Source organism: Bradyrhizobium sp. BR14999 (assembly GCF_056106085.1).
This window is the reverse complement of sequence record NZ_CM148536.1, coordinates 5,017,011-5,039,894: the sequence shown is the minus strand read 5'-3', so window position 1 is coordinate 5,039,894 and position 22,884 is coordinate 5,017,011. Positions and strand designations below refer to the sequence as shown.

At 64.7% G+C, this 22,884-nt stretch carries 21 protein-coding genes and 1 tRNA gene; 19 read left to right on the top strand and 3 right to left on the bottom strand.

The window, feature by feature from the left end:
• The first annotated feature begins 184 nt into the window (after positions 1-184).
• The 3 genes from ACR9YP_RS23505 to ACR9YP_RS23495 all read left to right on the top strand — a co-directional run bounded on the left by ACR9YP_RS23505 (position 185) and on the right by ACR9YP_RS23495 (position 3,059).
• The gene (locus ACR9YP_RS23505; protein WP_438108001.1) at positions 185-1,375 is read left to right on the top strand and encodes a Rieske 2Fe-2S domain-containing protein; all 1,191 of its coding nucleotides are present in this window, start codon (positions 185-187) and stop codon (positions 1,373-1,375) included.
• Between the two features lie 45 nt (positions 1,376-1,420).
• Positions 1,421-2,713: a spinster family MFS transporter gene (locus ACR9YP_RS23500; protein ID WP_438108000.1), complete on the top strand. Its 1,293-nt coding sequence runs from the start codon at positions 1,421-1,423 to the stop codon at positions 2,711-2,713.
• A gap of 142 nt (positions 2,714-2,855) precedes the next feature.
• Positions 2,856-3,059, top strand: coding sequence for a hypothetical protein (locus ACR9YP_RS23495; protein ID WP_370985992.1), 204 nt, complete (start codon positions 2,856-2,858; stop codon positions 3,057-3,059).
• A 126-nt stretch (positions 3,060-3,185) separates the two neighbouring features.
• On the opposite strand, the gene ACR9YP_RS23490 is transcribed toward ACR9YP_RS23495, so the two are convergent.
• A tRNA-Asp gene (locus ACR9YP_RS23490) sits at positions 3,186-3,262 on the bottom strand.
• Positions 3,263-3,502: 240 nt separating this feature from the next.
• On the opposite strand from ACR9YP_RS23490, the gene ACR9YP_RS23485 reads away from it, so the two are divergent.
• The 10 genes from ACR9YP_RS23485 (at position 3,503) to ACR9YP_RS23440 (ending at position 12,750) form a co-directional block, all read left to right on the top strand.
• Positions 3,503-3,802, top strand: a complete 300-nt coding sequence (locus ACR9YP_RS23485) for an HU family DNA-binding protein (protein WP_091886018.1) — start codon at positions 3,503-3,505, stop codon at positions 3,800-3,802.
• A 103-nt stretch (positions 3,803-3,905) separates the two neighbouring features.
• Positions 3,906-5,156: a peptidase T gene (gene pepT / locus ACR9YP_RS23480; protein WP_370985990.1), complete on the top strand. Its 1,251-nt coding sequence runs from the start codon at positions 3,906-3,908 to the stop codon at positions 5,154-5,156.
• 66 nt (positions 5,157-5,222) lie between these two features.
• Positions 5,223-5,840, top strand: coding sequence for a class I SAM-dependent methyltransferase (locus ACR9YP_RS23475; protein WP_438107999.1), 618 nt, complete (start codon positions 5,223-5,225; stop codon positions 5,838-5,840).
• 165 nt (positions 5,841-6,005) lie between these two features.
• Positions 6,006-6,233, top strand: coding sequence for a hypothetical protein (locus ACR9YP_RS23470; protein WP_091886028.1), 228 nt, complete (start codon positions 6,006-6,008; stop codon positions 6,231-6,233).
• A gap of 141 nt (positions 6,234-6,374) precedes the next feature.
• The gene (locus ACR9YP_RS23465) at positions 6,375-6,749 is read left to right on the top strand and encodes a hypothetical protein (RefSeq protein WP_438107998.1); all 375 of its coding nucleotides are present in this window, start codon (positions 6,375-6,377) and stop codon (positions 6,747-6,749) included.
• A gap of 131 nt (positions 6,750-6,880) precedes the next feature.
• Complete coding sequence (locus ACR9YP_RS23460; protein ID WP_091886033.1) at positions 6,881-7,279, top strand: FixH family protein; 399 nt, start codon at positions 6,881-6,883, stop codon at positions 7,277-7,279.
• Positions 7,276-8,715: an efflux RND transporter periplasmic adaptor subunit gene (locus tag ACR9YP_RS23455; protein ID WP_474217191.1), complete on the top strand. Its 1,440-nt coding sequence runs from the start codon at positions 7,276-7,278 to the stop codon at positions 8,713-8,715. Before ACR9YP_RS23460 ends, ACR9YP_RS23455 begins: the two co-directional genes overlap by 4 nt.
• Entirely contained in the window at positions 8,712-11,897 is a 3,186-nt protein-coding gene (locus tag ACR9YP_RS23450; RefSeq protein ID WP_474217190.1) for an efflux RND transporter permease subunit, read from the top strand. Before ACR9YP_RS23455 ends, ACR9YP_RS23450 begins: the two co-directional genes overlap by 4 nt.
• Positions 11,898-11,905: 8 nt before the next feature.
• The gene (locus ACR9YP_RS23445; RefSeq protein ID WP_283806517.1) at positions 11,906-12,034 is read left to right on the top strand and encodes a hypothetical protein; all 129 of its coding nucleotides are present in this window, start codon (positions 11,906-11,908) and stop codon (positions 12,032-12,034) included.
• Positions 12,035-12,036: 2 nt separating this feature from the next.
• Entirely contained in the window at positions 12,037-12,750 is a 714-nt protein-coding gene (locus ACR9YP_RS23440; protein WP_438107996.1) for a c-type cytochrome, read from the top strand.
• Positions 12,751-12,793: 43 nt separating this feature from the next.
• Here ACR9YP_RS23440 and ACR9YP_RS23435 read toward each other — a convergent pair whose 3' ends face one another.
• Positions 12,794-13,423: a cation efflux transmembrane domain-containing protein gene (locus tag ACR9YP_RS23435; RefSeq protein ID WP_438107995.1), complete on the bottom strand. Its 630-nt coding sequence runs from the start codon at positions 13,421-13,423 to the stop codon at positions 12,794-12,796.
• Positions 13,424-13,626: 203 nt separating this feature from the next.
• Between ACR9YP_RS23435 and ACR9YP_RS23430 the strand changes: the two genes are divergently transcribed.
• The 5 genes from ACR9YP_RS23430 to ACR9YP_RS23410 are packed head-to-tail and all read left to right on the top strand — an operon-like array spanning position 13,627 to position 20,429.
• Positions 13,627-13,932 (top strand): hypothetical protein, encoded by a 306-nt coding sequence (locus ACR9YP_RS23430; RefSeq protein ID WP_438107994.1) that lies wholly within the window; start codon positions 13,627-13,629, stop codon positions 13,930-13,932.
• A 54-nt stretch (positions 13,933-13,986) separates the two neighbouring features.
• Positions 13,987-15,261 carry a divalent metal ion exporter subunit IhpA gene (ihpA, locus tag ACR9YP_RS23425; RefSeq protein ID WP_474217189.1) on the top strand — a complete coding sequence of 425 codons (1,275 nt, stop codon included), beginning with the start codon at positions 13,987-13,989 and terminating at the stop codon, positions 15,259-15,261.
• Entirely contained in the window at positions 15,258-16,235 is a 978-nt protein-coding gene (gene ihpB, locus ACR9YP_RS23420; RefSeq protein ID WP_438107993.1) for a divalent metal ion exporter adaptor subunit IhpB, read from the top strand. The genes ihpA and ihpB overlap by 4 nt, the downstream gene beginning before the upstream one ends.
• Positions 16,228-19,446, top strand: a complete 3,219-nt coding sequence (locus ACR9YP_RS23415) for an efflux RND transporter permease subunit (protein WP_438107992.1) — start codon at positions 16,228-16,230, stop codon at positions 19,444-19,446. Before ihpB ends, ACR9YP_RS23415 begins: the two co-directional genes overlap by 8 nt.
• A 2-nt stretch (positions 19,447-19,448) precedes the next feature.
• Complete coding sequence (locus ACR9YP_RS23410; RefSeq protein ID WP_474217188.1) at positions 19,449-20,429, top strand: cation diffusion facilitator family transporter; 981 nt, start codon at positions 19,449-19,451, stop codon at positions 20,427-20,429.
• A 120-nt stretch (positions 20,430-20,549) separates the two neighbouring features.
• Here ACR9YP_RS23410 and ACR9YP_RS23405 read toward each other — a convergent pair whose 3' ends face one another.
• Positions 20,550-21,410 (bottom strand): class I SAM-dependent methyltransferase, encoded by an 861-nt coding sequence (locus ACR9YP_RS23405; protein WP_438107991.1) that lies wholly within the window; start codon positions 21,408-21,410, stop codon positions 20,550-20,552.
• 170 nt (positions 21,411-21,580) lie between these two features.
• On the opposite strand from ACR9YP_RS23405, the gene ACR9YP_RS23400 reads away from it, so the two are divergent.
• Positions 21,581-22,672 (top strand): acyltransferase family protein, encoded by a 1,092-nt coding sequence (locus ACR9YP_RS23400; RefSeq protein WP_474217187.1) that lies wholly within the window; start codon positions 21,581-21,583, stop codon positions 22,670-22,672.
• Positions 22,673-22,884 lie beyond the last annotated feature (212 nt).

Genomic DNA, 22,884 nt, shown 5'->3' with positions numbered 1-22,884 from the left:
GATTCCACCTCTGCCAAGAAAGCCGGGGCGTGCCAAGCCCGGGTCACGGCGGCCTCCCCCAATCTGATCCGAATGCGTCTAAGAGGCATTTGGAAGATCGTTGACATTGTCATCGAATTATCTTTCACTCGGGACAAGGCATGAAAAAGGCCCGGCCAGCACGGCCCACAGCGGGAGGAGCAGCATGACCATCACCCAGCGGGATCGCGATCTCGGTACGGCCTATGCGATGAAGCCGGCGCATACGCGCACCGAGCTCACCTCGGTCGTGCGCGGCACGCCGATGGGCGAGCTGCTCCGCCGCTACTGGCACCCGGTCGGGCTCACCAGCGACGCCACCAACGCGCCGAAAAAGGTGCGCGCGCTCGGAGAGGATCTCGTGCTCTTCCGTGACAAGCATGGGCGCGCCGGCCTGTTGCACGCCCGCTGCTGCCATCGCGGCACCACGCTCTACTATGGCAAGGTCGAGGAGGACGGCATCCGCTGCTGCTATCACGGCTGGAAGTTCGACACCGAAGGCCACTGTCTGGAGCAGCCCTGCGAGCCTGACGGCGGCCAGTTCAAGGACAAGGTGCGTCAGCCCTGGTATCCGGTCGAGGAACGCTACGGCCTGATCTTCGCCTATATGGGCCCGGCCGAGAAACGTCCGGTGCTGCCGACCTACGAATGTCTGGAAAACATGGACGATGGCGAACTGGTCGATGCCGACGATTCCTCGATCGGCGGCGGCGGTCCCGCCATCATCCCCTGCAACTGGCTCCAGCACTTCGAGAACGTGGTCGATCCCTATCACGTGCCGGTGCTGCACGGCTCGTTCTCGGGCCCGCAATTCACCAACATGATGGCCTCGATCCCCGAGGTGAAGTTCGAGAAATCGCCGCGCGGCGTGCTCGTGCGCTCCGAGCGCAAGCAGGACGACGGCAAGGTGTTTTATCGCGTCAGCGAGGCCGCATTGCCGACGCTTCGCGTGGTGCCGAACCCGCGCGTTGCGCAATTCGCCCGCGTCGAGTCGATCGGCTGGGTGCTTCCGATCGACGATACGTCCTTCCGCATCTACGTCGCCGGCCGCGTCAAGAATCCAGGCGACATCGGCCGCATGCGCTCGAAGTTCAACGGCAAATTCTGGTGGGACATGACCGAGGAAGAGCATCAGCAATTCCCGGGCGACTACGAGGCCCAGGTCGGCCAGGGCGAGGTGACCGTCCACTCCGAGGAGCATTTCGGCCAGAGCGACCGCGGCATCCTGATGATCCGGCGCATGCTGAGCGATCAGCTCGACGCGCTCGCAGCAGGCCGTGATCCAATCGGCGTCTCGTTCGATGCAGCCGCGCCGCCGGTCGAATTCGAAGCGGGGAATTACATCCGCGAAGGCTAGAGCAGCTGGACCGACAACGACAACAAAGACAAATCGGGGGAAGCAATGGTCGATGTAGCGTCACAAATGTCGGTGCAAACGGCCGAAGCAAAGCCGTCGGGGCGGCGCTATTACGTGCTGGGCCTGCTCACCATCATCTATGCGCTGAATTTCCTCGATCGCACGATCTTCAACGTCCTGATCGAGCCCATCAAGAAGGAGTTTGCGCTCAGCGACACCATGATGGGCCTGCTCGCAGGCTTTGGTTTTGCGCTGTTCTACTCCCTGCTCGGCATCCCCATCGCGCGCGTCGCCGACCGGCTCAACCGGCGCAACATCGTCGCCCTCGCTTTCGCGTTCTGGAGCGCAATGACGGCACTGTGCGGCGCGGCGACCAGCCTAACCTCGCTGGCGCTGGCGCGCATCGGCGTCGGCATCGGCGAATCCGCGGGCTCGCCGGCCTCGCAATCGATCGTCGCCGATCTCTTTGCCAAGAACGAGCGTCCGCGCGCGCTCGGCATCTACGCCATTGGCACCTATCTCGGCGTCTTCCTCGGCTATTTCGTCGGCGGCTACGTCAACCAGCACTATGGCTGGCGCATGGCCTTCTACGTCGCGGGCCTGCCCGGCATCCTGCTCGCATTGTTGCTGTGGCTGACGATCTCCGAGCCCAAGCGCGGCGCAATGCAGGAGAGTTTCGTCCCCGAGCCGCTCGAGCCGACGCTGCGCTTCCTCGCCTCGCAGCGGAGCTTCGTGATCGTGCTGATCGGCTTCTGCCTCACCACCTACACGAACTACGCGACCGCAGCCTGGATCCCGCCGTTCCTGGCGCGCGTGCACCATCTGTCGAGCGCCGAGATCGGCACCTATGCCGGTGCCTTCAAGGGGCTCGCCGGCATGGCCGGCACCCTGCTCGGCGGCTTCGTGGTGGCGCAAATCAGCCGTCGTGACGACCGCTGGAAGCTATGGGCGCCCGCGGTCACCTCTGGCGTCGCCGGCCCGGTGTTCGCGCTGTGCATGCTGACGCAGGATTTTACGATGATGGTGGCCATGCTGGCGCTGACCTCGTTCCTGGTCGGCTTCCATCTCGGCCCCGTCTTCGCGATTGCGCAGACCGTGGCCAAGCCGAGCATGCGGGCGCTCGCTTCCGCGCTCATTGCCCTTACCGCGACCTGCTTCGGCCAGGGTGTCGGCCCGCTCGCCGTGGGCGCGGTCAACGATGCCCTCAAGGGCAGCTATGGCGCGGATGCCGTGCGCTACTCCTTGCTCTCGGCCGCTGTCACGACCACGCTCGGCGCCCTGCTGTTCATCTGGGCGGCCCGCTCGATCCGGGATGACATCGGCCGAGCGGCCGCCTAACGCCGCTTCAGGCCACCAGCCCGGCGAAACCAAGCGGGCGTATTAATGAAACCATTTTGCGGAACCCGCGAAACCATCCGGAAACAGAGAGTGCCTAGAAGAGGAGCCCATAGACGGCGGCAAAGCCCGTCGGGAGGCTCAGATGAACCACTCAATTCACTCTGCTGATCGTGCGACCCACCTGAAGATCGTGGTGGTGGCGCTGGTGGCCGGCATTGCGGTGGCCGGCTTCGGGATCGCGGCCCGCACCCATGCCGATTACAGCCAGACCGCTCAGTCCACCCACGTGATCAAGGCCGGCAAGCCTGTGGTGGTGACCAGCGCGGGCTCCTCGGAGATTCGCTGAGACGAAAGGTCCGATTTGACGCCAAACGGCCGCCCTTGGGCGGCCTTTTTGATGTCCAGCGACAGGTAAAGACAAGCCGCCAAGCCATTGATTTTATGAGATCGAGGGGTGTATTCCGCCATGAAATGGCGCGAGAGACGGGGCTCGAACCCGCGACCTCCGGCGTGACAGGCCGGCGCTCTAACCAACTGAGCTACTCCCGCGTGACACGCAAATGTCTGCGGAACGAGGGGGGACTTAAAGGCCGGACTTGGTGAAGTCAAGGACGTTGCGTCGTTAGCCGCAACGCCCGCATTTCCCACCAAGCACCGCATGCAGACGATGCTTAACGGGCCGCGCAGACGCGTAGTCAGTCCATTCCCGAATCGTCTACGCCTCGCGGAACTTGTGGAGTTCCCAGACTATCTTCCTAGAGGACTCCGGCCAGAATCGAGGAGGCAGACATGGCGAAGAAAGCAGCCGCTCCCGCCACCATCACGCTCAAGCACCTCGCCGCTGACATCGCGGAGAGCCAGGACCTGTCGAAAAAGCGAGCCGAGGCCGTCCTGACCGACATGGTCGACCTGATCACCAAGCACCTGAAGAAGGGCGACCGCGTCCGGATCGTCGGTCTCGGCATCCTCCAGGTCCGCAAGCGCGCCGCCCGCACCGGCCGCAATCCCGCCACCGGCGAGCCGATCCACATCAAGGCCAGCAGGAAGGTCGCGTTCCGCCCGGTCAAGGAACTGAAAGAGGCGATCTAGCAATTACGTTTCGTTAAGCCTGATCCGACCTCGTTCCGGCCGCAACGCGGCCCGCTTTTCTGGTATATCGCCTTGCTCATCTGACCCGGCGGTTTGACCAGAAATGTCCTCCCTCACCTTTTCGCATACCGTGACCGAGCGCTTTCTGCGCTACGTCACCATCGACACCCAGTCCGATCCGGACTCCCCGGCCTCGCCTTCGACCGAGAAGCAGAAGGATCTCGGCCGCGTGCTCGCCGCCGAGCTGAAAGCCATGGGCGTCGAGGACGCGCATCTCGACGACTACGGCTATGTCTATGGAACGATCCCGGCCAACACACCTAAGAAGGTGCCGGTGATCTGTTTCTGCTCGCACATGGATACCTCACCCGACGTCACCGGCAAGGACGTCAAGCCGCAGCTGGTGACGAACTATCGCGGCGGCGACATCGTGCTGCCTGGCGACACCAGCCAGGTGATCCGCTTCGCCGAGCACCCTGCGCTGAAGAGCCAGATCGGCAACGACATCATCACGACCGACGGCACCACACTGCTGGGTGCCGACAACAAGGCCGGCGTCGCCGAGATCATGGATGCCGCGCATTTCTTCATCAACAATCCCGATGTGAAGCACGGCACCATCAAGATCCTGTTCACGCCAGATGAAGAGATCGGCCGCGGCGTCGACAATGTCGATTTGAAGAAGCTCGGGGCGGATTTCGGCTACACCATGGACGGCGAGAGCGCCGGCTGCGTCGAGGACGAGACTTTCTCGGCCGACGGGGCCACCATCACCATCAACGGCGTCAGCGCCCATCCCGGCTATGCCAAGGGAAAGATGGAGCACGCGATCAAGATCGCGGCCGCCATCGTCGAGCGCTTGCCCAAGGAAGGCTGCTCGCCGGAGACGACCTCAGGCAAGCAGGGCTTTCTGCACCCGGTCGGCATCGAGGGCGCGCTGGAACAGGCGACGCTCTCCTTCATCGTCCGCGACTTCACCGAGGAAGGGCTGAAGGAGAAGGAGGTCCTGCTCGAGACCATCGTCAAGGACGTGATGAAGGACTATCCGCGCTCGACCTACACATTCGAGGTACGCGAGCAGTACCGCAACATGAAGCAGGTGATCGACCGGCACCCGCACGTGCTCGAATACGCCATCGAGGCGATCCGCCGCGCCGGCCTGCGGCCGATGCGCACCGCGATCCGTGGCGGCACCGACGGCTCGCGCCTGTCCTTCATGGGACTGCCCTGCCCCAACATCTTCGCCGGCGAGCACGCGTTTCATTCGCGGCTGGAATGGGTGAGCCGGCAGGACATGGAGAAGGCGGTGCAGACCATCGTGCATCTGGCGATGATCTGGGAAGAACGGGCGTAAGGCCACCGCGACAGGACGCGGGGCCAGCACGGCCCCGCGAGACAGATACGATGTCCGAGGAGTCGCATGAGCTTCTATCAGGACAGGATCTTGCCTTGGCTGACGCAGCTCGCCATGCGCCAGGCCCAGCTCGTGCCTTATCGTACCCGGGTCGCATCCGCCGCAACGGGGCGCGTCCTTGAGCTCGGCATTGGTCCGGGGCTCAATCTCGGATTCTACGGGCCGAGCGTGACGCAAATCATCGGCATTGATCCATCACCCAAGCTGCTGGAGATCGCGCGCAACGCCGGTCGGCAGCATGCGAGCTGGCTCGATCTGATCGAAGGCTCCGCGGAAGCTATTCCGCTGGAGAGTTCGAGCGTGGACACCGTCGTGACGACGTGGACGATGTGCAGCATCCCCGACGTCAATCGCGCGCTCTCGGAGGCTCGACGTATCCTGAAGCCGGGCGGACAGCTTCTGTTCGTCGAGCATGGCCGCGCACCCGAGCCCAGCGTGCAATGGTGGCAGGATCGTTTGACCCCGCCCTGGAAGGTCATCGCGGGCGGCTGCCATCTCAACCGCGCCATCGCAGACCTGATCCGCACCAACGGCTTCTTCGTCCAAGATCTCAATGTCGGCTATATGCGGGGACCAAAGCCGATGACGTTCATGTATGAAGGTCGAGCCCTCCCGCGTTCGTAATGACCGCAGTTGCCGCGCCCGCGATGCCGACGGCCGGCATCGTCGGCGGGAACAAACATTCGCGACGCCTTCCGTTTTTGCGGCGCGTCACATGTCCTATGTTAACGACGTCCATTACGCGATGCATCAAAGATGCGGTCGGGGCGGAAAACTCGGGAGAGCCGCGTGGACCGCAGAACCGCTTGCCTGAAGCAGGCAGACGCATTTCGGGAAAAGGCCATCGCCGATCCAGCGCACCATGACGAATGGATCGACGAGGCCATCAAGTGGCTGGAGCGGGCAATGGAGGCGAGCCGCCGCGTCGCGGTCACGATCGAAGCCAAAGAAGATTGGCTCCTTCAAGATGCGGCAGCTGAAGCGTTGTTGTCGCAACGCCCCGAGCGCAGTGGCTGATCGCACGCTCCTCCAAAAATTCAGAATTTGCTTAACGCGAATTATATTGCCCCGCGCACAAGATGCCGCCGCGTCCGCCTCTGGCCAAATCGTGATGTCGGGCCGGTTTACAGGTTCCGCCGTGCCATGCGACAACGAGGCATGCACCTGAATAGGTTCGCCAAGGTTGTCGTGATGCTGCTCGTAGCGGTCGGGCTCCTGCTCGCACCGCTGGCGACGCCGGCATCTGCCATGGCGGTATCGGGTGCAGGAAGCAGCATGGCGGCGATGTCGGACGACACGCAAGGCATGTACGAAGACATGCCCTGCTGCCCGGATCAGACCAAGAGCAAGACCTGCGATTCCTGTCCGCTCGTCGCGCTGTGCATGCTGAGCCTCTCGCTCTCCGCTCCTTCCGGAGCGAGCACGGAGATCGAGCGGCAGCCGCAGAGTAGCGCGCTCGCGCCGGGCAATGACCGCCTGCGCGACGGCCTCGCGGCAAAACCTCCCGACCATCCTCCTCGAACCCGGGCCTGATCGGCGCTGACGCGCCTGATGATAGTGCGCGCCGACATCGGCGTGCGCGCCATTGCCTGCCGCTCGGCTGCATCCGGCTTGCCGCGAGCAGCTCCGGCGGCTCCATCAGACCCATCGAGGAACTATAAATTATGACGACCACCAAGCTCGCGCGCGCCGCCATGGCCGCGCTGATCGGTGCTGCGTTCACGGGGAGCGCGCACGCCGAAATCAAGAACTACGAATTCCATCTGGTTCAGCCGACCATCAAGACCGGGGCCGATCGCATCGTGACCGTGCGGCTGGTCGACAAGACCAGTGGCAAGGCGATACCCGATGCGGTGATCTTCGCCAGCCGGCTCGACATGGCGCCTGACGGCATGCAGGAGATGGTCACCAAGGTCACGCCGATGCCGGGCACCGAACCCGGGACCTATCGCTTCAAGGCCAATTTCAGCATGGCCGGACGCTGGCAACTCTCGCTCGGCGCCAAGGTGCAGGGCGAGACCGGCACGGTCGAAAACAAGCTCGTCGTCACGGCCGAGAAATGACCCGCCTCGCCATTACAGGCACTGCCGCTGCGATTTTCGCGGCGGCAGGTGTCGCGCTGATTGGCGGCCGCGCCATGCAGCCTCAGTCGGATTCAAGCTCGCTGACTTTCGCCGCGCATGCGGCTGACGCGGGCGCACCGATCTATTTCCGGGATCCGGACGGCCGGCCGTTCTATTCGCTCACCCCGAAGAAGACCGCCGACGGCCGCGACTATCGCGCCGTGCGGGCGGACGAGGACATCAGCTTCGAGGAGGCTGACGAAGCGCCCGACGTTATGGCGACCGACGCCAAGGGCGATCGCAAGATCAAGTATTACCGCAACCCGATGGGCCTGCCGGACACCTCGCCGGTGCCGAAGAAGGACTCGATGGGGATGGATTACATCCCCGTCTACGAAGGCGAGGACAGCGACGACGGGTCGGTGAAACTGTCGCCCGGCAAGATTCAGCGCACGGGAGCCAGGTCCGAGCCGGTCGTGAGGAGGCCCGTCACCACCCTGATCCGCGCGCCAGGGACCATCCAGGAAGACGAGAGACGCGTTTCGGTGGTCGCGCTGCGCTTCGAGGGATTCGTCGAGAGCGTCGCGAACGTCACGACTGGCGATCACGTCCACAAGGGGCAACCGCTGCTGAACGTATACAGCCCCGCGCTGTCGAGCGCCGCCGCCGAATATCTCTCCGCCATCAACGCCGGCGCGACCGGGAAGGAACTGAAGGGCGCGCGCCGGAGGCTGGAGAATCTCGCCACGCCGGAGCCCGCCATCAAGGAGCTCGAACGCACCCGGGAAATCTCGCTCTCGATTCCCTGGCTCGCGCCCCAGGACGGCGAGATTCTTGAACGCAACGCTGTGCCCGGGATGCGGGCGGGCCCGGGAGACGTGCTCTTCAGGATCGCGGACCACCGCCTGGTTTGGGTGCTCATCGATATGGCGGAGCGCGATCTGCCGCAAGTCGCCGTCGGCACGAAAGTGACCATCAGGCCGCGCGCTCTCGCCGGCCAGAGCTTCGCCGGCACGGTGGCGCTGATCTATCCCCATCTCAACGCTGCGACGCGCACCGCGCGGATCCGGATCGAGGTGCCCAATCCCGACGAAGTGCTGCGGCCCGAGATGTATGTCGATGCCGAGATCGAAGCCGGCACGCCTGGGCCGGTGCTGGCGGTGGCGGAGAGCGCCGTACTCGACAGCGGAAGCCGCCAGGCCGTCCTTGTCGACAAGGGTGAGGGCCGCTTCGAGCCGCGTGAAGTGAAGCTCGGCCGTCGCGGCGGCGGCTTCGTCGAGGTGACCCAAGGCGTGTCGGAGGGCGAGGCCGTCGTCACCTCGGCCAATTTCCTGATCGACGCCGAGAGCAACCTGAAGGCCGCGCTGAAGGGGTTTGCCGCGCCCGAGGGTACGCAACCCGCCCAAGCGGCAGGCACGACGGGAGCGCGCCCATGATCGCCCGCGTCATCGCCTGGTCGGCGCGCAACCTGCTGCTGGTGCTGTTCGGCACCGGCTTCGCGGCTGCCGCCGGAATCTACGCGCTCGTCCATCTGCCGCTGGACGCCATTCCTGATCTCTCCGACACGCAGGTCATCGTCTACACGGAGTATTCAGGGCAGGCGCCACAGGTGATCGAGGACCAGGTCACTTATCCGCTGGCCACCGCCATGCTCACGGTGCCGAAATCCAAAGTGGTGCGCGGTTTCTCCTTTTTCGGGGTCTCCTTCGTCTACGTGATCTTCGAGGACGGCACCGACATCTACTGGGCCCGCTCGCGTGTCCTCGAATTCCTCAACGCCGCCACCTCACGGCTGCCGGCGGGCGTGGCGCCGACCATCGGTCCGGACGCGACCGGCGTCGGCTGGGTCTACCAGTACGCGGTGATGTCCAAGGAACTGAACCTCGCGGACACACGCACCATCCAGGACTGGAATCTCAAATTCGCCCTTGCCAAGGCGGAGGGCGTCGCGGAGGTCGCGAGTGTCGGCGGCTTCGTGAAGCAGTACAACGTCGTCCTCGACGCGCAGCGGATGCGCGATCTCGGCATCACCATGCAGAAGATCCGGGACGCGATCCGTGCCAGCAACGCCGACGTCGGCGGGCGTACTGTCGAGCTGTCGGAGTTCGAGTACGTCATCCGCGGAAAGGGCTACCTGAAGAGTATCGACGATCTCGGTAACATCGTCCTCAAGACCGACAAGGGCACGCCGGTGCTGCTACGGGACGTCTCCAGGGTCGAACTGGGACCGGACGAGCGGCGCGGCATCACCGAGCTCAACGGCGAGGGGGAAGTCGCCAGCGGCATCGTCCTCCAGCGCTTCGGCATGAACGCGCTCGACGTCATCGAGAACGTCAAGAAGCGCTTCAAGGAGATCGCGACCAGCCTCCCCAAATCAGTCGAGATCGTGCCGGTCTATGACCGGTCGAACCTGATCTATGCCGCCATCGATACGCTCAAGCATACGCTGGTCGAAGAAAGCACCGTCGTCGCGCTGGTCTGCATCGTGTTCCTGCTGCACGTCCGCAGCGCGCTCGTCGCCATCCTGATGCTGCCGGTTGGCGTGCTGATGGCGTTCGGGGCGATGAAGCTGCTCGGAATCGGCTCCAATATCATGAGCCTTGGTGGCATCGCCATCGCCATCGGCGCCATGGTCGACGCCGCCATCGTCATGATCGAGAACGCCCACAAGCACCTGGAGCGCGCCAAGCCCGGCAGGTCGCGGATCGCGATCCTGATCGATTCCGCCTCCGAGGTCGGGCCGGCGCTGTTCTTCAGCCTGCTCATCATCACCGTCTCCTTCATGCCGATCTTCACGCTGGAATCGCAGGAGGGGAGGCTGTTCAGCCCGCTCGCCTTCACCAAGACTTTCGCGATGGCCGCGGCCGCGCTGCTCTCGGTGACCCTGGTGCCGGCCTTGATGGTGATCTTCGTCCGCGGGCGGATCGTTCCGGAGCACAGGAATCCGATCAACCGCTTCCTGATCTGGATCTACCGACCGGTCATCAAGGGCGTGCTGCGCGCAAAGACGTTGGTTATCCTGCTCGCACTCGCCGTGCTCGCGGTGACGATTTGGCCCGCGCGCCAGCTCGGCACCGAGTTCATGCCGAACCTCAACGAAGGCACCCTGCTCTACATGCCGACGACGCTGCCCGGCATTTCCGTGACCAAGGCCGCCGAGCTGATGCAGACGCAGGATCGCATCATCAAGTCGTTTCCGGAAGTGGAGTCCGTCTACGGCAAGGCCGGCCGCGCCTCCACGTCGACCGATCCGGCGCCGACCGAGATGTTCGAGACCGTGGTCAACCTCAAGCCGAAGGGACAGTGGCGGAAAGGCCTCACAATCGACGGGCTGATCGCCGAAATGGACAAGGCGCTACAGTTTCCCGGCGTATCGAACGCCTGGACCATGCCGATCAAGGCGCGCATCGACATGCTCTCGACCGGCATCCGGACCCCCGTCGGCGTCAAGGTGATCGGGACTGACCTCGTCGAAATCGATAAGCTCGCGAAGCAGATCGAGCAGGTGCTGCGGGTGGTGCCCGGGACCTCGTCCGCCTACGCGGAGCGCAGTATCGGCGGCTACTATCTGGAAATCACCCCCGACCGGTCGGCGCTGGCCCGCTACGGAATCATGGTCCAAGACGTCCAGGACACCATCGCGACCGCGCTCGGCGGTCAGGCGGTCACGACCACCGTCGAGGGCCGGCAGCGCTTCACGGTCAACATGCGCTATCCCCGCGACCTCCGGGACAATCCGAAGAAGATCGCAAGCGACATCCTCGTTCCCATGCCGGCCGGCGGCGCCGTCCCGCTCGCGGAAGTCGCGACCGTCCAACTCGCGCGCGGCCCGACATCGATCCGGACGGAGAACGCACAGCTCGCCACTTACATCTACGTCGACATCCGCGACCGCGATCTCGGCGGCTACGTCGCGGAGGCGCAGCGCGCCGTCCAGGCCAGCATCCAGTTTCCGCCGGGCTACTACGTGGTTTGGAGCGGCCAGTACGAATATCTCGAGCGGGCCATGGCGCGTCTGAAAATCGTCGTGCCGGCGACGCTCCTCATCATCTTCCTGCTGCTGTACCTCAATTTCCGGTCGGTCACGGACACGATGATCGTGATGCTGTCGCTGCCGTTCGCGCTGGTTGGCGGGCTCTGGCTGATGTGGTGGCTCGGGTTCAACCTCTCTGTCGCCGTCGCCGTGGGCTTCATCGCGCTCGCCGGCGTCGCCGCCGAGACCGGCGTTGTGATGCTGATCTACCTCAATCAAGCGCTTGCGGAGATCAAGGAGCGCCGCGCCGCCGAGGGTTGGACATTGAGCCGGATAGACCTTCGCGAGGCCATCATGGAGGGCGCCGTCGAGCGCGTCCGCCCGAAGATGATGACGGTGGTCGCGATCATGGCCGGCCTGCTGCCGATCATGTGGAGCACCGGCACCGGCTCGGAGATCATGCAGCGCATCGCCGTGCCCATGATCGGCGGCATGATCTCCTCGACGCTGCTGACCCTGATCGTGATCCCGGCGATCTTTGGCCTGGTCAAGGGCTTGCATTTGCTGTCTGCGGGCAAGCCACGACCTCCGGGAAAATCGAAAGCGATCGTTGCAAAGTTGCGAATCCAGGAGCCAGCCGAATGAGGTGAGCCATGATGCAGGACATGATGTCGGGAATGATGGCCGGCATGGGGCTGATCGCGGTTCTAGTCGTTGTCGTGCTCGCGCTGGGGGCGGCAGCGCTGGTCAAGTATCTCTTCTTCTCAAATCGGGGAGATTGAACATGGATCGCCTTCTCTTCGTGGCATTCGCGGCCGTCCTCGTCTCCTCGCCGGCCGGCGCGCAGCAGGACAGCGTGGCTCGGGGCGAACGTGATTTTCGCGTCTGTGCGGCATGTCACTCGCTCGAGCCCGACCGCAACATGACGGGGCCAAGTCTTGCAAATCTCTGGGGGAGGAAGGCCGCCAGCTTGCCGAGTTTCGACCGCTACTCCGACGCGCTGAAAGCTTCGGGAATCATCTGGGACGACCGCTCGCTGGATGCCTGGTTGACCGATCCTGCGCGCATGGTGCCGGACAACGAGATGCCGTTCGAGGGGATCGATGACTCACGCGTTCGCGCGGATCTGTTGGCATTCCTTAAGGAGGCCACCAGGCCGGGGGCCGCGCCGGAGCGAACGGCCGAAAACCGCATGAATGGGGGCGGCATGATGGGAGGGATGATGGGTAGCGGCCGCGCCCCCAATCTGAAGAATCTGAATCCCGCGCAACGCGTCACCGGCATGACCCACTGTCGGGACACCTATCGGGTGACGACGGCCGACGGCAAGACGCGCCCCTTCTGGGAACGCAATCTGCGTCTGAAGACGGATTCCAGCGAAGACGGACCGCAGAGCGGCGCGCCCGCTATCGTGTCGGCCGGCATGATGGGTGACCGGGCGGACGTGATTTTCGCCGCGCCGAACGAAATCTCCAAAACGATAGAAGATCACTGCTGAGCTCTTGGCTGGTCGCCATCTGGCCGCCAACCAAGGTTTTGTTCTAGGCCGGAGTGAGCTTCAGCTCCATTCGGGAGCGCCGTACCACGACAACCGCTCCCTGAAGCGCGAGGCCGGCCATGATTGCGGCCACGATGATATCGGGCCAGCCCGTGCCGGTGCCGAACACGCCGAGGGCGGCCAACAGCACGGCGATGTTTCCGAGCACGTCATTACGGGTGCATATCCAGGCGGAGCGCATATTGGCGTCGCCCTTGCGATGGGCCCACAACAATCCGAACGAAGCAGCGTTTGCGGTAAGGGCCGCCACGCCGACCGCACCCATAGTGAAGGCGTTCGGCAGCGTGCCATGGGCTGCGTGCCAGACCACCGTGCCGACGACCCAAAGGCCAAAGGCGCCCATCGTCAGCCCCTTCGCCAGGGCCGCGGCAGCGCGATAGCGCAGCGCCATGCCGACCACCAGAAGGCTGATGGCGTAGTTCGCGGCGTCTCCGAGAAAATCGAGCGCGTCCGCCTGGAGCGACGCCGATCCCGCAGCAAGGCCCGCTCCAATTTCGGCGAGGAACATGACGGCATTGACGGCGAGCACAACCCAAAGCACGCGACGATACGCCTTGTTGTCGCGATGGCGATCGAGATTAAGCGGCGGCGGTGAGCAGCATGCATCAGCCATGCTCACAGGATAGAGCGGTTGCACGCGCCGGACAATCACGCGGGGCCGGCCCCGCGACATCAAGTTCCCACACGTAACATTGTTGCGGGTCGACACTGTTCCCGTCACCGTGCTAGGCCAGCCTGACTGACAGGATGAGTGAATTCGTGGTCTTGAACCGCCGGCCCTTTAGACTCAGGCGCACGCGCAATTGGCGTGGACTCATGGCTGTGTTTGTTGCGGTCATGTACCTGCTGTCGGGCGCGCTCCACGGCACTCATGACATCGATGTGACCAGCCCGTCCGGTGGCTCGGAAATCGCTTCGATCCTCGCTGGCTCCACGGGCCACGGCGACCACAAGGCGATCGGCGGCCATCATTGCCATGGCTGCTTCTCGCTGACGGTGGCGCAGCCGGCGCTATCCGCCACATCGGTCGCGCTGGTGTCTGCATCGCACCCGCTACGCGCATCCCGGCTCGCCGGAATTATTCCCGATACCGACTCCCCGCCTCCCAAACCTATTGCCTGAATGGATTGGTCGGGCCCCCGCGCCCATTAGGTTCATCCTTCACAGGTCGGTTTCATGTTTTGCAGGGGAATGGCCGCGCGCCTCGCGTGCGCGGCGGCGTGTCTGCTTGTCGGATTGGCGCTTGCACCGTCTCACGCCCAGACTTTGACGATGCGGAGCGCGCTGTCGCGCGCGCTGGCCGCGAGTCCGCGCCTGACGGCGGCGGAGCGCGACGTCGGCATTGCCACGGGCCAGCGCATCCAGGCGGGCGCGCTGCTCAACCCGGAGCTGACTTATGAACAGGACGATTCATTCGGCTCCGGCAAATATCGCGGCACGCGGTCGGCCGAGACCACGCTCCAGATCAGCCAGGCTTTCGAGCTGTTCGGCAAACGGGAGGCGCGGATTGCCGCGGGCGCAGCCGGCATCGAGGTCGCCGCCATCCAGCGTAAGGCCGTCAGGCTGGAGGTGCTGTCGGAGACGGCGATCGCTTTCCTCAGCGTGCTCGGCGCGCAGCGGCGCATCCAGATCCTCGACGAGCAGATCGCCGCGATCGACCGCCTGACGCCGCTGCTGCGCCGCCGCGTCGAGGCCGGCGCCTCCTCGCCGGCCGAGACCGGCCGCGCCGAGGTCGCCTCCGCCCTGGTGAAGGCCGACCGCGAGCGCTTCAAGGCGACGCTGGCAAGCGCCCGGCGCGAGCTGGCGGTGCTGATGGGAGATCCCGCCGCGAAATTCGGCGAGGTCTCCGGCCGGCTCGACACCACGGGACGCCCGCCGACGTTCCAGTCGGTCGTCGCCGCGATCGATGCCAATCCGCAACTGGTGCGCTGGACCGCGGTCTATGCTCAGCGCAATGCCGAGCTGTTGCTGGCACGGCTCAAGCCCTACCCCGACGTGCGGATCGCGGCTGGCTGGCGCCATTACAACGAAACCAATGACGATGCTGTGCGCCTCACGCTCTCGGTGCCAATTCCCGTGTTCGACCAGAACCAGGGCAACATCCTCTCCGCCCAGGAAAGCCTCGCCAAGACCAAAGCCGAGCGCGAGGCCAACCGCAACGCGCTGATCGTGATCGCCGGCCGGGCCTACAACTCGCTGCAAGGCTCGCTGCGCGAGCTCGCGGTCCTGCGCGAGACCGCGATTCCCAAGGCCGTCGAAGCGTCCGAGGCGATCTCGCAAGGCTACGGTCAGGGCCGCTTCACCCTGCTCGAAGTGCTGGACGCCCAGGCAAGCGTCACCCAGGCGCGGCTGCGTGAGCAGGAGGCGCTCCAGAACTTTCATGCGGGGGTGGCGACCATCGAAGGCCTGGTCGGCAATCCCTTCACGCTGGCGCGGGAGAGCGCACGATGAAGACGTCCTCCACCATTGTCGTCGCTGTCATTGCCGCTGCCCTCGGCGCTTGTGGCTATGCCCTGCTGACGCCGGCCAGGGTCGCGCCCGCCGAGCATGCCGCGGACAAGAAGCCGGAGAAGCCGAACCACCATGTCGAGCAGGACGAGCACGGCGCCGACCGCATCCGCATCTCCGACGTCAAGCTTGCCGCAGCCGGTGTGGTGCTGGCGGAAGCCGCGAGCGCGACGCTGACCGACACGCTCGCCTTCAACGGCATCCTGCGCGCCAACCAGGAAGCCGTGGTGCAGGTGACGCCGCGCTTTCCGGGCATCGCCAAATCGATCCTGAAGCGCATCGGGGACAAGGTCGGCAAGGACGATCTGCTCGCCGCGATCGAGAGCAACCAGAGCCTTACCGTCTACGAGCTGAAGGCGCCGATCGCGGGCACCATCATCGAGCGGCAGATCTCGCTCGGCGAATACGCCTCCGAACAGAAGCCGGCCTTCGTCGTCGCCGACCTCTCCACCATCTGGGTCGACCTGTCGATCTACCGGCAGGATCTGCGGCGCGTCCACCTCAACGACGAGGTTCTGATCGATCTCGACGATGGCCGCGGCGAGATCAAGGGCACGATCTCCTACATGGCGCCGATCGGCAGTAGCGAGACCCAGACCGCGCTGGCGCGGGTGGTGCTGGCCAACCCCGACGGCCGACTTCGTCCCGGCCTATTCGTCACGGCGCGGCTGATCCTCGCCGCGCGCAACGTCGCGGTTGCTGTGCGCCGCAGTGCGATCCAGACGCTGGAGAACAAGACGATCGTGTTCGTCCGCGAGGACGGCGACAAGATCGAGGCGCGTCCCGTGAAGCTCGGGGATTCCGATCCGCGCCATGTCGAGATCAAGGCGGGCCTTGCGGCCGGCGAGCATTACGTCGCGGAGAACAGCTTCGTCGTGAAGGCGGAGATGGGCAAGGGCGAGGCCGAGCATGATTGAGCGTCTCATCGCCGCCTCACTGCATCAGCGCTGGCTGGTCCTGCTGCTCGCGCTGGGCGCGCTCGCCTTCGGTGGCTGGAATTTCCAGTGCCTGCCGATCGACGCCGTGCCAGACATCACCAACGTTCAGGTCCAGATCAACACCCGTGCGCCCGGCTATTCGCCGCTCGAGACCGAACAGCGCATCACCTTCCCGGTCGAGACCGCGATGGGCGGCCTGCCGAAGCTCGACTACACCCGCTCGCTGTCGCGCTACGGCCTGAGCCAGGTGACAGTCGTCTTCAAGGACGGCACCGACATCTACTTCGCCCGCCAGCTCGTCGGCGAGCGCATCCAGCAGGTGAAGGACCAGCTTCCGGCCGGCGTCGAGATCGCGATGGGCCCGGTCTCCACTGGGCTCGGCGAAATCTTCATGTACACCGTCGAGGCCAAGGCGGGCGCCAAGACGCAAGGCGGCCACGACTATTCGCTGACCGATCTACGCACGGTGCAGGACTGGATCATCCGGCCGCAGCTTCGCAACGTGCCGGGCGTGATCGAAGTCAACACCATCGGCGGCTTCGAGCGCCAATTCCACGTGCTGCCGGACCCCGGCAAGCTGATGGCCTACCGGCTCGGCTTTCGCGACGTCATGACGGCGCTTGCCGCCAACAACGCCAATGTCGGCGCCGGCTATATCGAGCGCAACGGCGAGCAATACCTGGTTCGCTCCCCAGGCCAGGTCGGCAACGTCAACGAGATCCAGGACATCGTCATCGGCTCGCGCCGCGGCAATCCGGTCAGGATCAGGGATGTCGCGACCGTGACCGAAGGCCGCGACTTGCGCACGGGCGCCGCGACGTGGAACGGCGAGGAAACCGTGCTCGGCACCGCGATGCTGCTGATCGGCGAGAACAGCCGGACCGTGGCGCGCCGCGTCGCAGCCCGTCTCGCGGACATCGCCAAATCGCTGCCCGAAGGCGTCGTGACGCGGACGGTCTACGACCGCACCGATCTGGTCGAAGCCACCATCCGCACCGTCCGGAATAACCTGCTGGAAGGCGCGGCGCTGGTGGTGGCCGTGCTGTTCCTGATCCTCGGCAACATCCGTGCCGCGCTCGTCACCGCCTGCGTCATTCCGCTATCCATGGCCATGACCGTCACCGGCATGGTCGAGACCAAGGTCAGCGCGAACCTGATGAGCCTCGGCGCAATCGACTTCGGCATCATCGTCGATGGCGCCGTGATCATCGTCGAGAATTGCCTGCGCATGCTGGCCGCGGCCCAGCGCGAGAAAGGCGGGCTGCTGACGACCTCCGAGCGGTTGCGCGCGATCCTGCGCGGGTCGAGCGAGGTCATCAAACCGAGCCTGTTCGGAACGCTGATCATCGCGGTGGTCTACCTGCCTGTGCTGACGCTGACCGGCGTCGAAGGCAAGATGTTCACGCCGATGGCGCTGACCGTGCTGATGGCGCTGGGCGCTGCCGTGCTGTTCTCCATCACCTTCGTGCCGGCGGCGGTTGCCATCTTCGTCACCGGCAAGGTATCCGAGCACGAAAACCTGTTCATGCGGGCAGCGAAGCGCGCCTATCTTCCCCTGCTCCGATTTGCCATCGACAACCGGCTCGCCTTCGCAATCATGGCCGTCGTCGTCGTGGTCGCAAGTGGCATCGCCGCCGCGCGCATGGGCGGCGAGTTCATTCCGAGCCTCGACGAAGGCGACGTCGCGCTGGCCTCGATCCGGATTCCCGGCACCAGTCTCACGCAATCGCTGGACCTTCAGAAGGCGCTGGAGAAACGCATCAATCAGATTCCCGAGGTCAAGGAGTTCTTCACCCGCATCGGCACCGCGGAGATCGCAACCGACCCGATGTCGCCCGCGCAGACCGACGGCTACATCATGCTGAAGCCGCGCGCCGAATGGCCCGACCCAAACAAGCCGAAATCGGAGGTGATCCAGGCCATCGACCATGCCGCTGACGACATTCCCGGCAGCGCCTATGAAATCTCCCAGCCGATCCAGTTCCGGGTCAACGAGCTGATCTCCGGCGTGCGCAGCGACATCGGCGTCAAGATCTTCGGCGATGACCTCGACATCCTGCAAGGCGCGGCCAAACAGGTGGAGGCCGCGATCCGCGGCATCCGCGGCGCCAGCGACGTCAAGATCGAACAGGTCGCAGGCCTGCCGATCCTCACCGTCCGGCTCGACCGCCAGGCGCTCGCCCGCTACGGTGTCAGCGTCGGTGAGGTGCAGGGCATCGTCGAGATCGCGGTGGGCGGCAAGTCGGCCGGCAAGCTGTTCGAGGGCGACCGCCGCTTCGACATCGTCGTCCGCCTGCCGGAGCATCTGCGTGGCAATCTCGAAGCGATCCGGGCGATCCCGATCCCGCTGCCGCCCGGTGAGGAGGCCGGCCCCGGCACGGCCATTCGGACCGCGCTGGCCGCCTCCCCGCTCACCCAGATGCGCTATGTGTCGCTGTCGTCGGTCGCCACCGTCGATGCGACGCCTGGTCCCAACCAGATCAGCCGCGAAAACGGCAAGCGGCGCATCGTCGTCACCGCCAATGTCCGCGCGCGCGACCTCAGCTCCTTCGTCGTCGAGGCCGAAGCGGCGGTGGCTGAGAAGGTCAAGCTGCCGCCGGGCTACTTCATCGGCTGGGGCGGGCAGTTCGAACAACTGGTCTCCGCCACCAAGCGGTTGACGATCGTGGTGCCGGTGGCGCTGCTGCTGGTGTTCCTGCTGCTGTTCATGGGCATGGGATCGGCTGCGGATGCGGCGCTGGTGTTCTCCGGCGTGCCGCTGGCGCTGACGGGCGGCGTTGCGGCACTGCTGCTGCGCGGCATTCCTTTATCCATCAGCGCTGGCGTCGGCTTCATCGCGCTGTCGGGCGTGGCCGTGCTCAATGGGCTCGTAATCATCGCGTTCATCGAGCGGTTGCGCAGCGAGGGGCGGTCCGTCGTGGATGCCGTGCGCGAGGGCGCGCTGACGCGGCTGCGCCCGGTGCTGATGACCGCCCTCGTCGCCTCGCTCGGCTTCGTGCCGATGGCGCTCGCCACCGGCGCCGGCGCCGAGGTGCAGCGGCCGCTTGCGACCGTGGTGATCGGCGGCATCATCTCCTCGACCGTGCTGACGCTTTTGGTGCTGCCCGCACTCTACGTGCTGTTCCGCCGTGACGCAGCCACCGAAACGCCTACAATGGCGCCTGATTTGGCAGCGTCCGGGGAGCGCTAGAGGTGGCCGGCCACGACCATCACCGATATCACCACCATGATCATGGCGACCATTCGCACGACCATGGTCACGACCATGCTCATGGTCTTGGGCACGCGCATGTCCATGCGCCCGCCAGCTTTGGCAAGGCGTTCGCGATCGGCATTTCGCTCAACACCGCGCTGGTCGTGGCCGAAGCCGTGTACGGCTATATCGGCAACTCCACCGCCCTGCTCGCGGACGCCGGCCATAACCTTTCCGACGTGCTCGGCCTGGTCGTGGCCTGGGGCGCGTCGATCGCGGCAAGGCGTGCGCCGAGCGGCCGCTTCACCTACGGCCTGCGCGCTTCCACGATTCTTGCGGCGCTGGCGAATGCGGTGTTCCTGCTGGTCGCAACCGGTGCCATTGGCTGGGAGGCGATCCTGCGCCTGCGCGCGCCGGAGCCGGTCGCCGGCGTCACGGTGATGGTGGTGGCCGGCATCGGCATCCTCATCAACGGCTTCACCGCCATGCTGTTCGCGCGCGGGCGCAAGGACGACATCAACATCGAAGGCGCGTACTTGCACATGGCCGCCGATGCCGCGGTCTCGCTTGGCGTGGTCGTCTCGGCGGCGCTGATCATCTGGACCGGTTGGCTCTGGCTCGATCCCTTAACCAGCCTCGTCATCTGCACGACGATCCTCTGGAGCACGACCAGCCTTTTGCGCGGCTCCATCGACATGTCGATGGCGGCAGCCCCCAAAGGCACCGACCTCGCCGCGATCAGGGCATTTCTCCTCGAGCGGCCGGGCGTCTCAGGGATCCACGATCTCCACGTCTGGCCGATCTCGACCACCGAGACAGCGCTGACCTGCCATCTCGTGATGCCCACTGGGGCCGGCGACGCATTCCTGATGGAGACCGCGCAGCTGCTCAAGACCTCATTCCGCATCGGCCACACGACGCTTCAGGTCGAGACGCATCCCGACAACGGCTGCGCGCTGGCGCCGGATGATGTGGTGTGAGGCGCTCTATCTCCACATCGTCATTGCGAGCGCAGCGAAGCAATCCAGAAATGCGTCGGTGGAGGGACTCTGGATTGCTTCGTCGCAAGAGCTCCTCGCAATGACGGCGGAAAGAGAGTCCTACGCCGCCTTCGCCGTCACGATCCAGATCGCGCCCTGCAACGTCACCGACTGCCCCTTCAGGAACGGCGCGAGCATGTCGCGGATCGAAGCCTTGGCGGCCGCGTACGTCTCCGGCGGATGACCTTGCAGCGCGCGGCTGGCGGGGCCGATCTGAAGCGCGCCGTCGACGGCGGCATCGAGCCCGCCGCCGATCGCGATATCCATCGCAAGATTATGCGGCTGCATCGCCGCGTCCACGAAGCCGGCACCCTTCAGGATACGCATCACGCGCTCTTCTGATGCAAAGGCGAACGGGCCCGGCTCCTCCGGCCCGACCGGCGGCATTTTCGGCACGTGTTTGTAGACCGCCATCAGCGGCGCCATCATCCACGGATTTTCCTTCGGCTCGCGCCAGCAGGCGAAGGCAAGCCGCCCGGACGGCTTCAGCGCACGGCGGAGATTGGTGAAGGACGCGATGGGATCGGCGAAGAACATCACGCCAAAGCGCGAGGCGAGCAGATCAAAGCTCGCCGGCTCGAACGGATGAACGGTCGCATCCGCCAGCACGAAATCGAGCGGCAGGCCCTTCGGCGCCAACGCGCGCGCCTGCGACAGCATCGGATCGGAGACGTCGAGGCCGAGCGCAAAGCCATCAGGCGCCACCGCCCTCGCGAACGCGACCGTCGTTGCACCCGAGCCGCAGCCGACGTCGATCACGCGCTCGCCCGGCTTCGGCTTGGCACGATCGATCAGCGCGTCCGCGATCGGCCCGAGCAGCGTCTCCTGCACCGCATGACGATCAGCCCAGCGCTGTCCGCTTGGGCCGTTCCAATAGGCGATCTGGTCGGCGTTGAGCTCGTGTCCGCTTGACTGTTCCATCAACCCTCTCCGCGACAGGGCCGAACGTCCGCGCCCGGCCCAAGACGCTTATCCACATGTCCTTCCCTGCTGCAAGGCCGATTTCAACGCGGCGGCCGAGGCTGATGTGCCAAGCCAAGTTGACACAGCCAAGCGGCCCTGCGCTAACTCAGGGAACAGGAGAAAACCCCTTGAAGTCGGAACGATCAATCGGCATCGATTGCCTGCGCGCAATCTCTATCATATGGGTGCTGCTCTATCATTTCGTCCCGGGTCAGGCTTTCAACCGGGGCACGTTCGGCGTCCTGCTGTTCTTCATCATCAGCGGCTATTGCATCGCGTTCAGCGCTGAGACGTCGCAATCGGCGTGGCACTTCTATGCCAAGAGGCTCGGCCGCCTGCTGCCGGCGTTGATTGTTTGTGGCCTGCTGACGACGCTGTTCAAGATTCTCATGCCCGAGCTGGTCGAAGCGGGCCGTGGGGTGAACTGGTTCGATTACGCCTATACGCTGATAGCTCTTCCGACGCTCAACGTCCTTCACGTCGACTATCATCTGCCCGACGGCGCCTATTGGTCATTGCAGATCGAGTTTCAGTTCTACCTCTTCTGCTTCATGATGATGGCGCTGGGGCTCAAGCAACGCCTGCTGGCATTGCTCTGCGTGGTGACCATCTTCCGGACCCTGACCACCAGCACGGACTATGCCACATCCAACGATTTCTTCCCGTTCTTCATTGCCGGCATGAGCGTGGCGGCGCTCGTCAGGGGGCGCAGCAGGGAGGCGATCATGGGAATCGTCATCGCGTTCTCGCTCGAGCTCTATCATCTGTATTTCAACGTCAAACAGCCGTCGATGGCGATCGAGATGTACCGGTCGCTGCTGCTGTGGTCCGGCACCGCCGCGGTCTATCTTGCCGCGCGTTATGACCATGTCCTGCTTCGATCGTTTCGCGCCTTGGCCGTTCCCTTGGCGTTCATCGGGGTCATCAGCTATCCGCTCTACCTGCTGCATCAGGACATCGGGACCATGATCCTGCAATGGGCCCAGATTGGTCTTGTCTCGAAGCCGGCCCTGCTCATTCGCGCCGTCGTGCTGCCGGGTTTCCTCACGGGCATAGCCTGGCTGGTCTATACATTTGTCGAGAGGCCCACGCTCAAGCCGCTGACCGCCTTCCTGACTCACCCGCTCGCCTGGCTTCGCCAATGGCAGCCCGCGGCCGTCAAATCCTCCGCCGCTGCCAACGCCGGCGACGTCATGCCCCAGGACTTGCCAATCCGATAGCGTCCTTGCCAGTCCGATAGCGTCGACTTTCGCGCAGGCAGGCGCGGCAGCAATATCGATAGATGAGATCCAGCAGAGTACGCATCGGCCAACCCACCGTTGTCGCTTGCGGCTTGATATGGCCCAGGGTGGCGCAGCCCCCTGTGACATTGGTCACATAGCGGGCTTTGCCTTGGTGGCATGCTCCGACTACTCTGGTCACATTGCGATTT

Excerpts from the sequence above, each read along its gene's own strand:
- ACR9YP_RS23505 (WP_438108001.1), top strand. The coding sequence starts at position 185 with ATGACCATCACCCAGCGGGATCGCGATCTCGGTACGGCCTATGCGATG.
- ACR9YP_RS23500 (WP_438108000.1), top strand. The coding sequence starts at position 1,421 with ATGGTCGATGTAGCGTCACAAATGTCGGTGCAAACGGCCGAAGCAAAG.
- ACR9YP_RS23495 (WP_370985992.1), top strand. The coding sequence starts at position 2,856 with ATGAACCACTCAATTCACTCTGCTGATCGTGCGACCCACCTGAAGATC.
- ACR9YP_RS23485 (WP_091886018.1), top strand. The coding sequence starts at position 3,503 with ATGGCGAAGAAAGCAGCCGCTCCCGCCACCATCACGCTCAAGCACCTC.
- pepT (WP_370985990.1), top strand. The coding sequence starts at position 3,906 with ATGTCCTCCCTCACCTTTTCGCATACCGTGACCGAGCGCTTTCTGCGC.
- ACR9YP_RS23475 (WP_438107999.1), top strand. The coding sequence starts at position 5,223 with ATGAGCTTCTATCAGGACAGGATCTTGCCTTGGCTGACGCAGCTCGCC.
- ACR9YP_RS23465 (WP_438107998.1), top strand. The coding sequence starts at position 6,375 with ATGCACCTGAATAGGTTCGCCAAGGTTGTCGTGATGCTGCTCGTAGCG.
- ACR9YP_RS23460 (WP_091886033.1), top strand. The coding sequence starts at position 6,881 with ATGACGACCACCAAGCTCGCGCGCGCCGCCATGGCCGCGCTGATCGGT.
- ACR9YP_RS23455 (WP_474217191.1), top strand. The coding sequence starts at position 7,276 with ATGACCCGCCTCGCCATTACAGGCACTGCCGCTGCGATTTTCGCGGCG.
- ACR9YP_RS23450 (WP_474217190.1), top strand. The coding sequence starts at position 8,712 with ATGATCGCCCGCGTCATCGCCTGGTCGGCGCGCAACCTGCTGCTGGTG.
- ACR9YP_RS23445 (WP_283806517.1), top strand. The coding sequence starts at position 11,906 with ATGATGCAGGACATGATGTCGGGAATGATGGCCGGCATGGGGCTGATC.
- ACR9YP_RS23440 (WP_438107996.1), top strand. The coding sequence starts at position 12,037 with ATGGATCGCCTTCTCTTCGTGGCATTCGCGGCCGTCCTCGTCTCCTCG.
- ACR9YP_RS23435 (WP_438107995.1), bottom strand. The coding sequence starts at position 13,423 with ATGGCTGATGCATGCTGCTCACCGCCGCCGCTTAATCTCGATCGCCAT.
- ACR9YP_RS23430 (WP_438107994.1), top strand. The coding sequence starts at position 13,627 with ATGGCTGTGTTTGTTGCGGTCATGTACCTGCTGTCGGGCGCGCTCCAC.
- ihpA (WP_474217189.1), top strand. The coding sequence starts at position 13,987 with ATGTTTTGCAGGGGAATGGCCGCGCGCCTCGCGTGCGCGGCGGCGTGT.
- ihpB (WP_438107993.1), top strand. The coding sequence starts at position 15,258 with ATGAAGACGTCCTCCACCATTGTCGTCGCTGTCATTGCCGCTGCCCTC.
- ACR9YP_RS23415 (WP_438107992.1), top strand. The coding sequence starts at position 16,228 with ATGATTGAGCGTCTCATCGCCGCCTCACTGCATCAGCGCTGGCTGGTC.
- ACR9YP_RS23405 (WP_438107991.1), bottom strand. The coding sequence starts at position 21,410 with ATGGAACAGTCAAGCGGACACGAGCTCAACGCCGACCAGATCGCCTAT.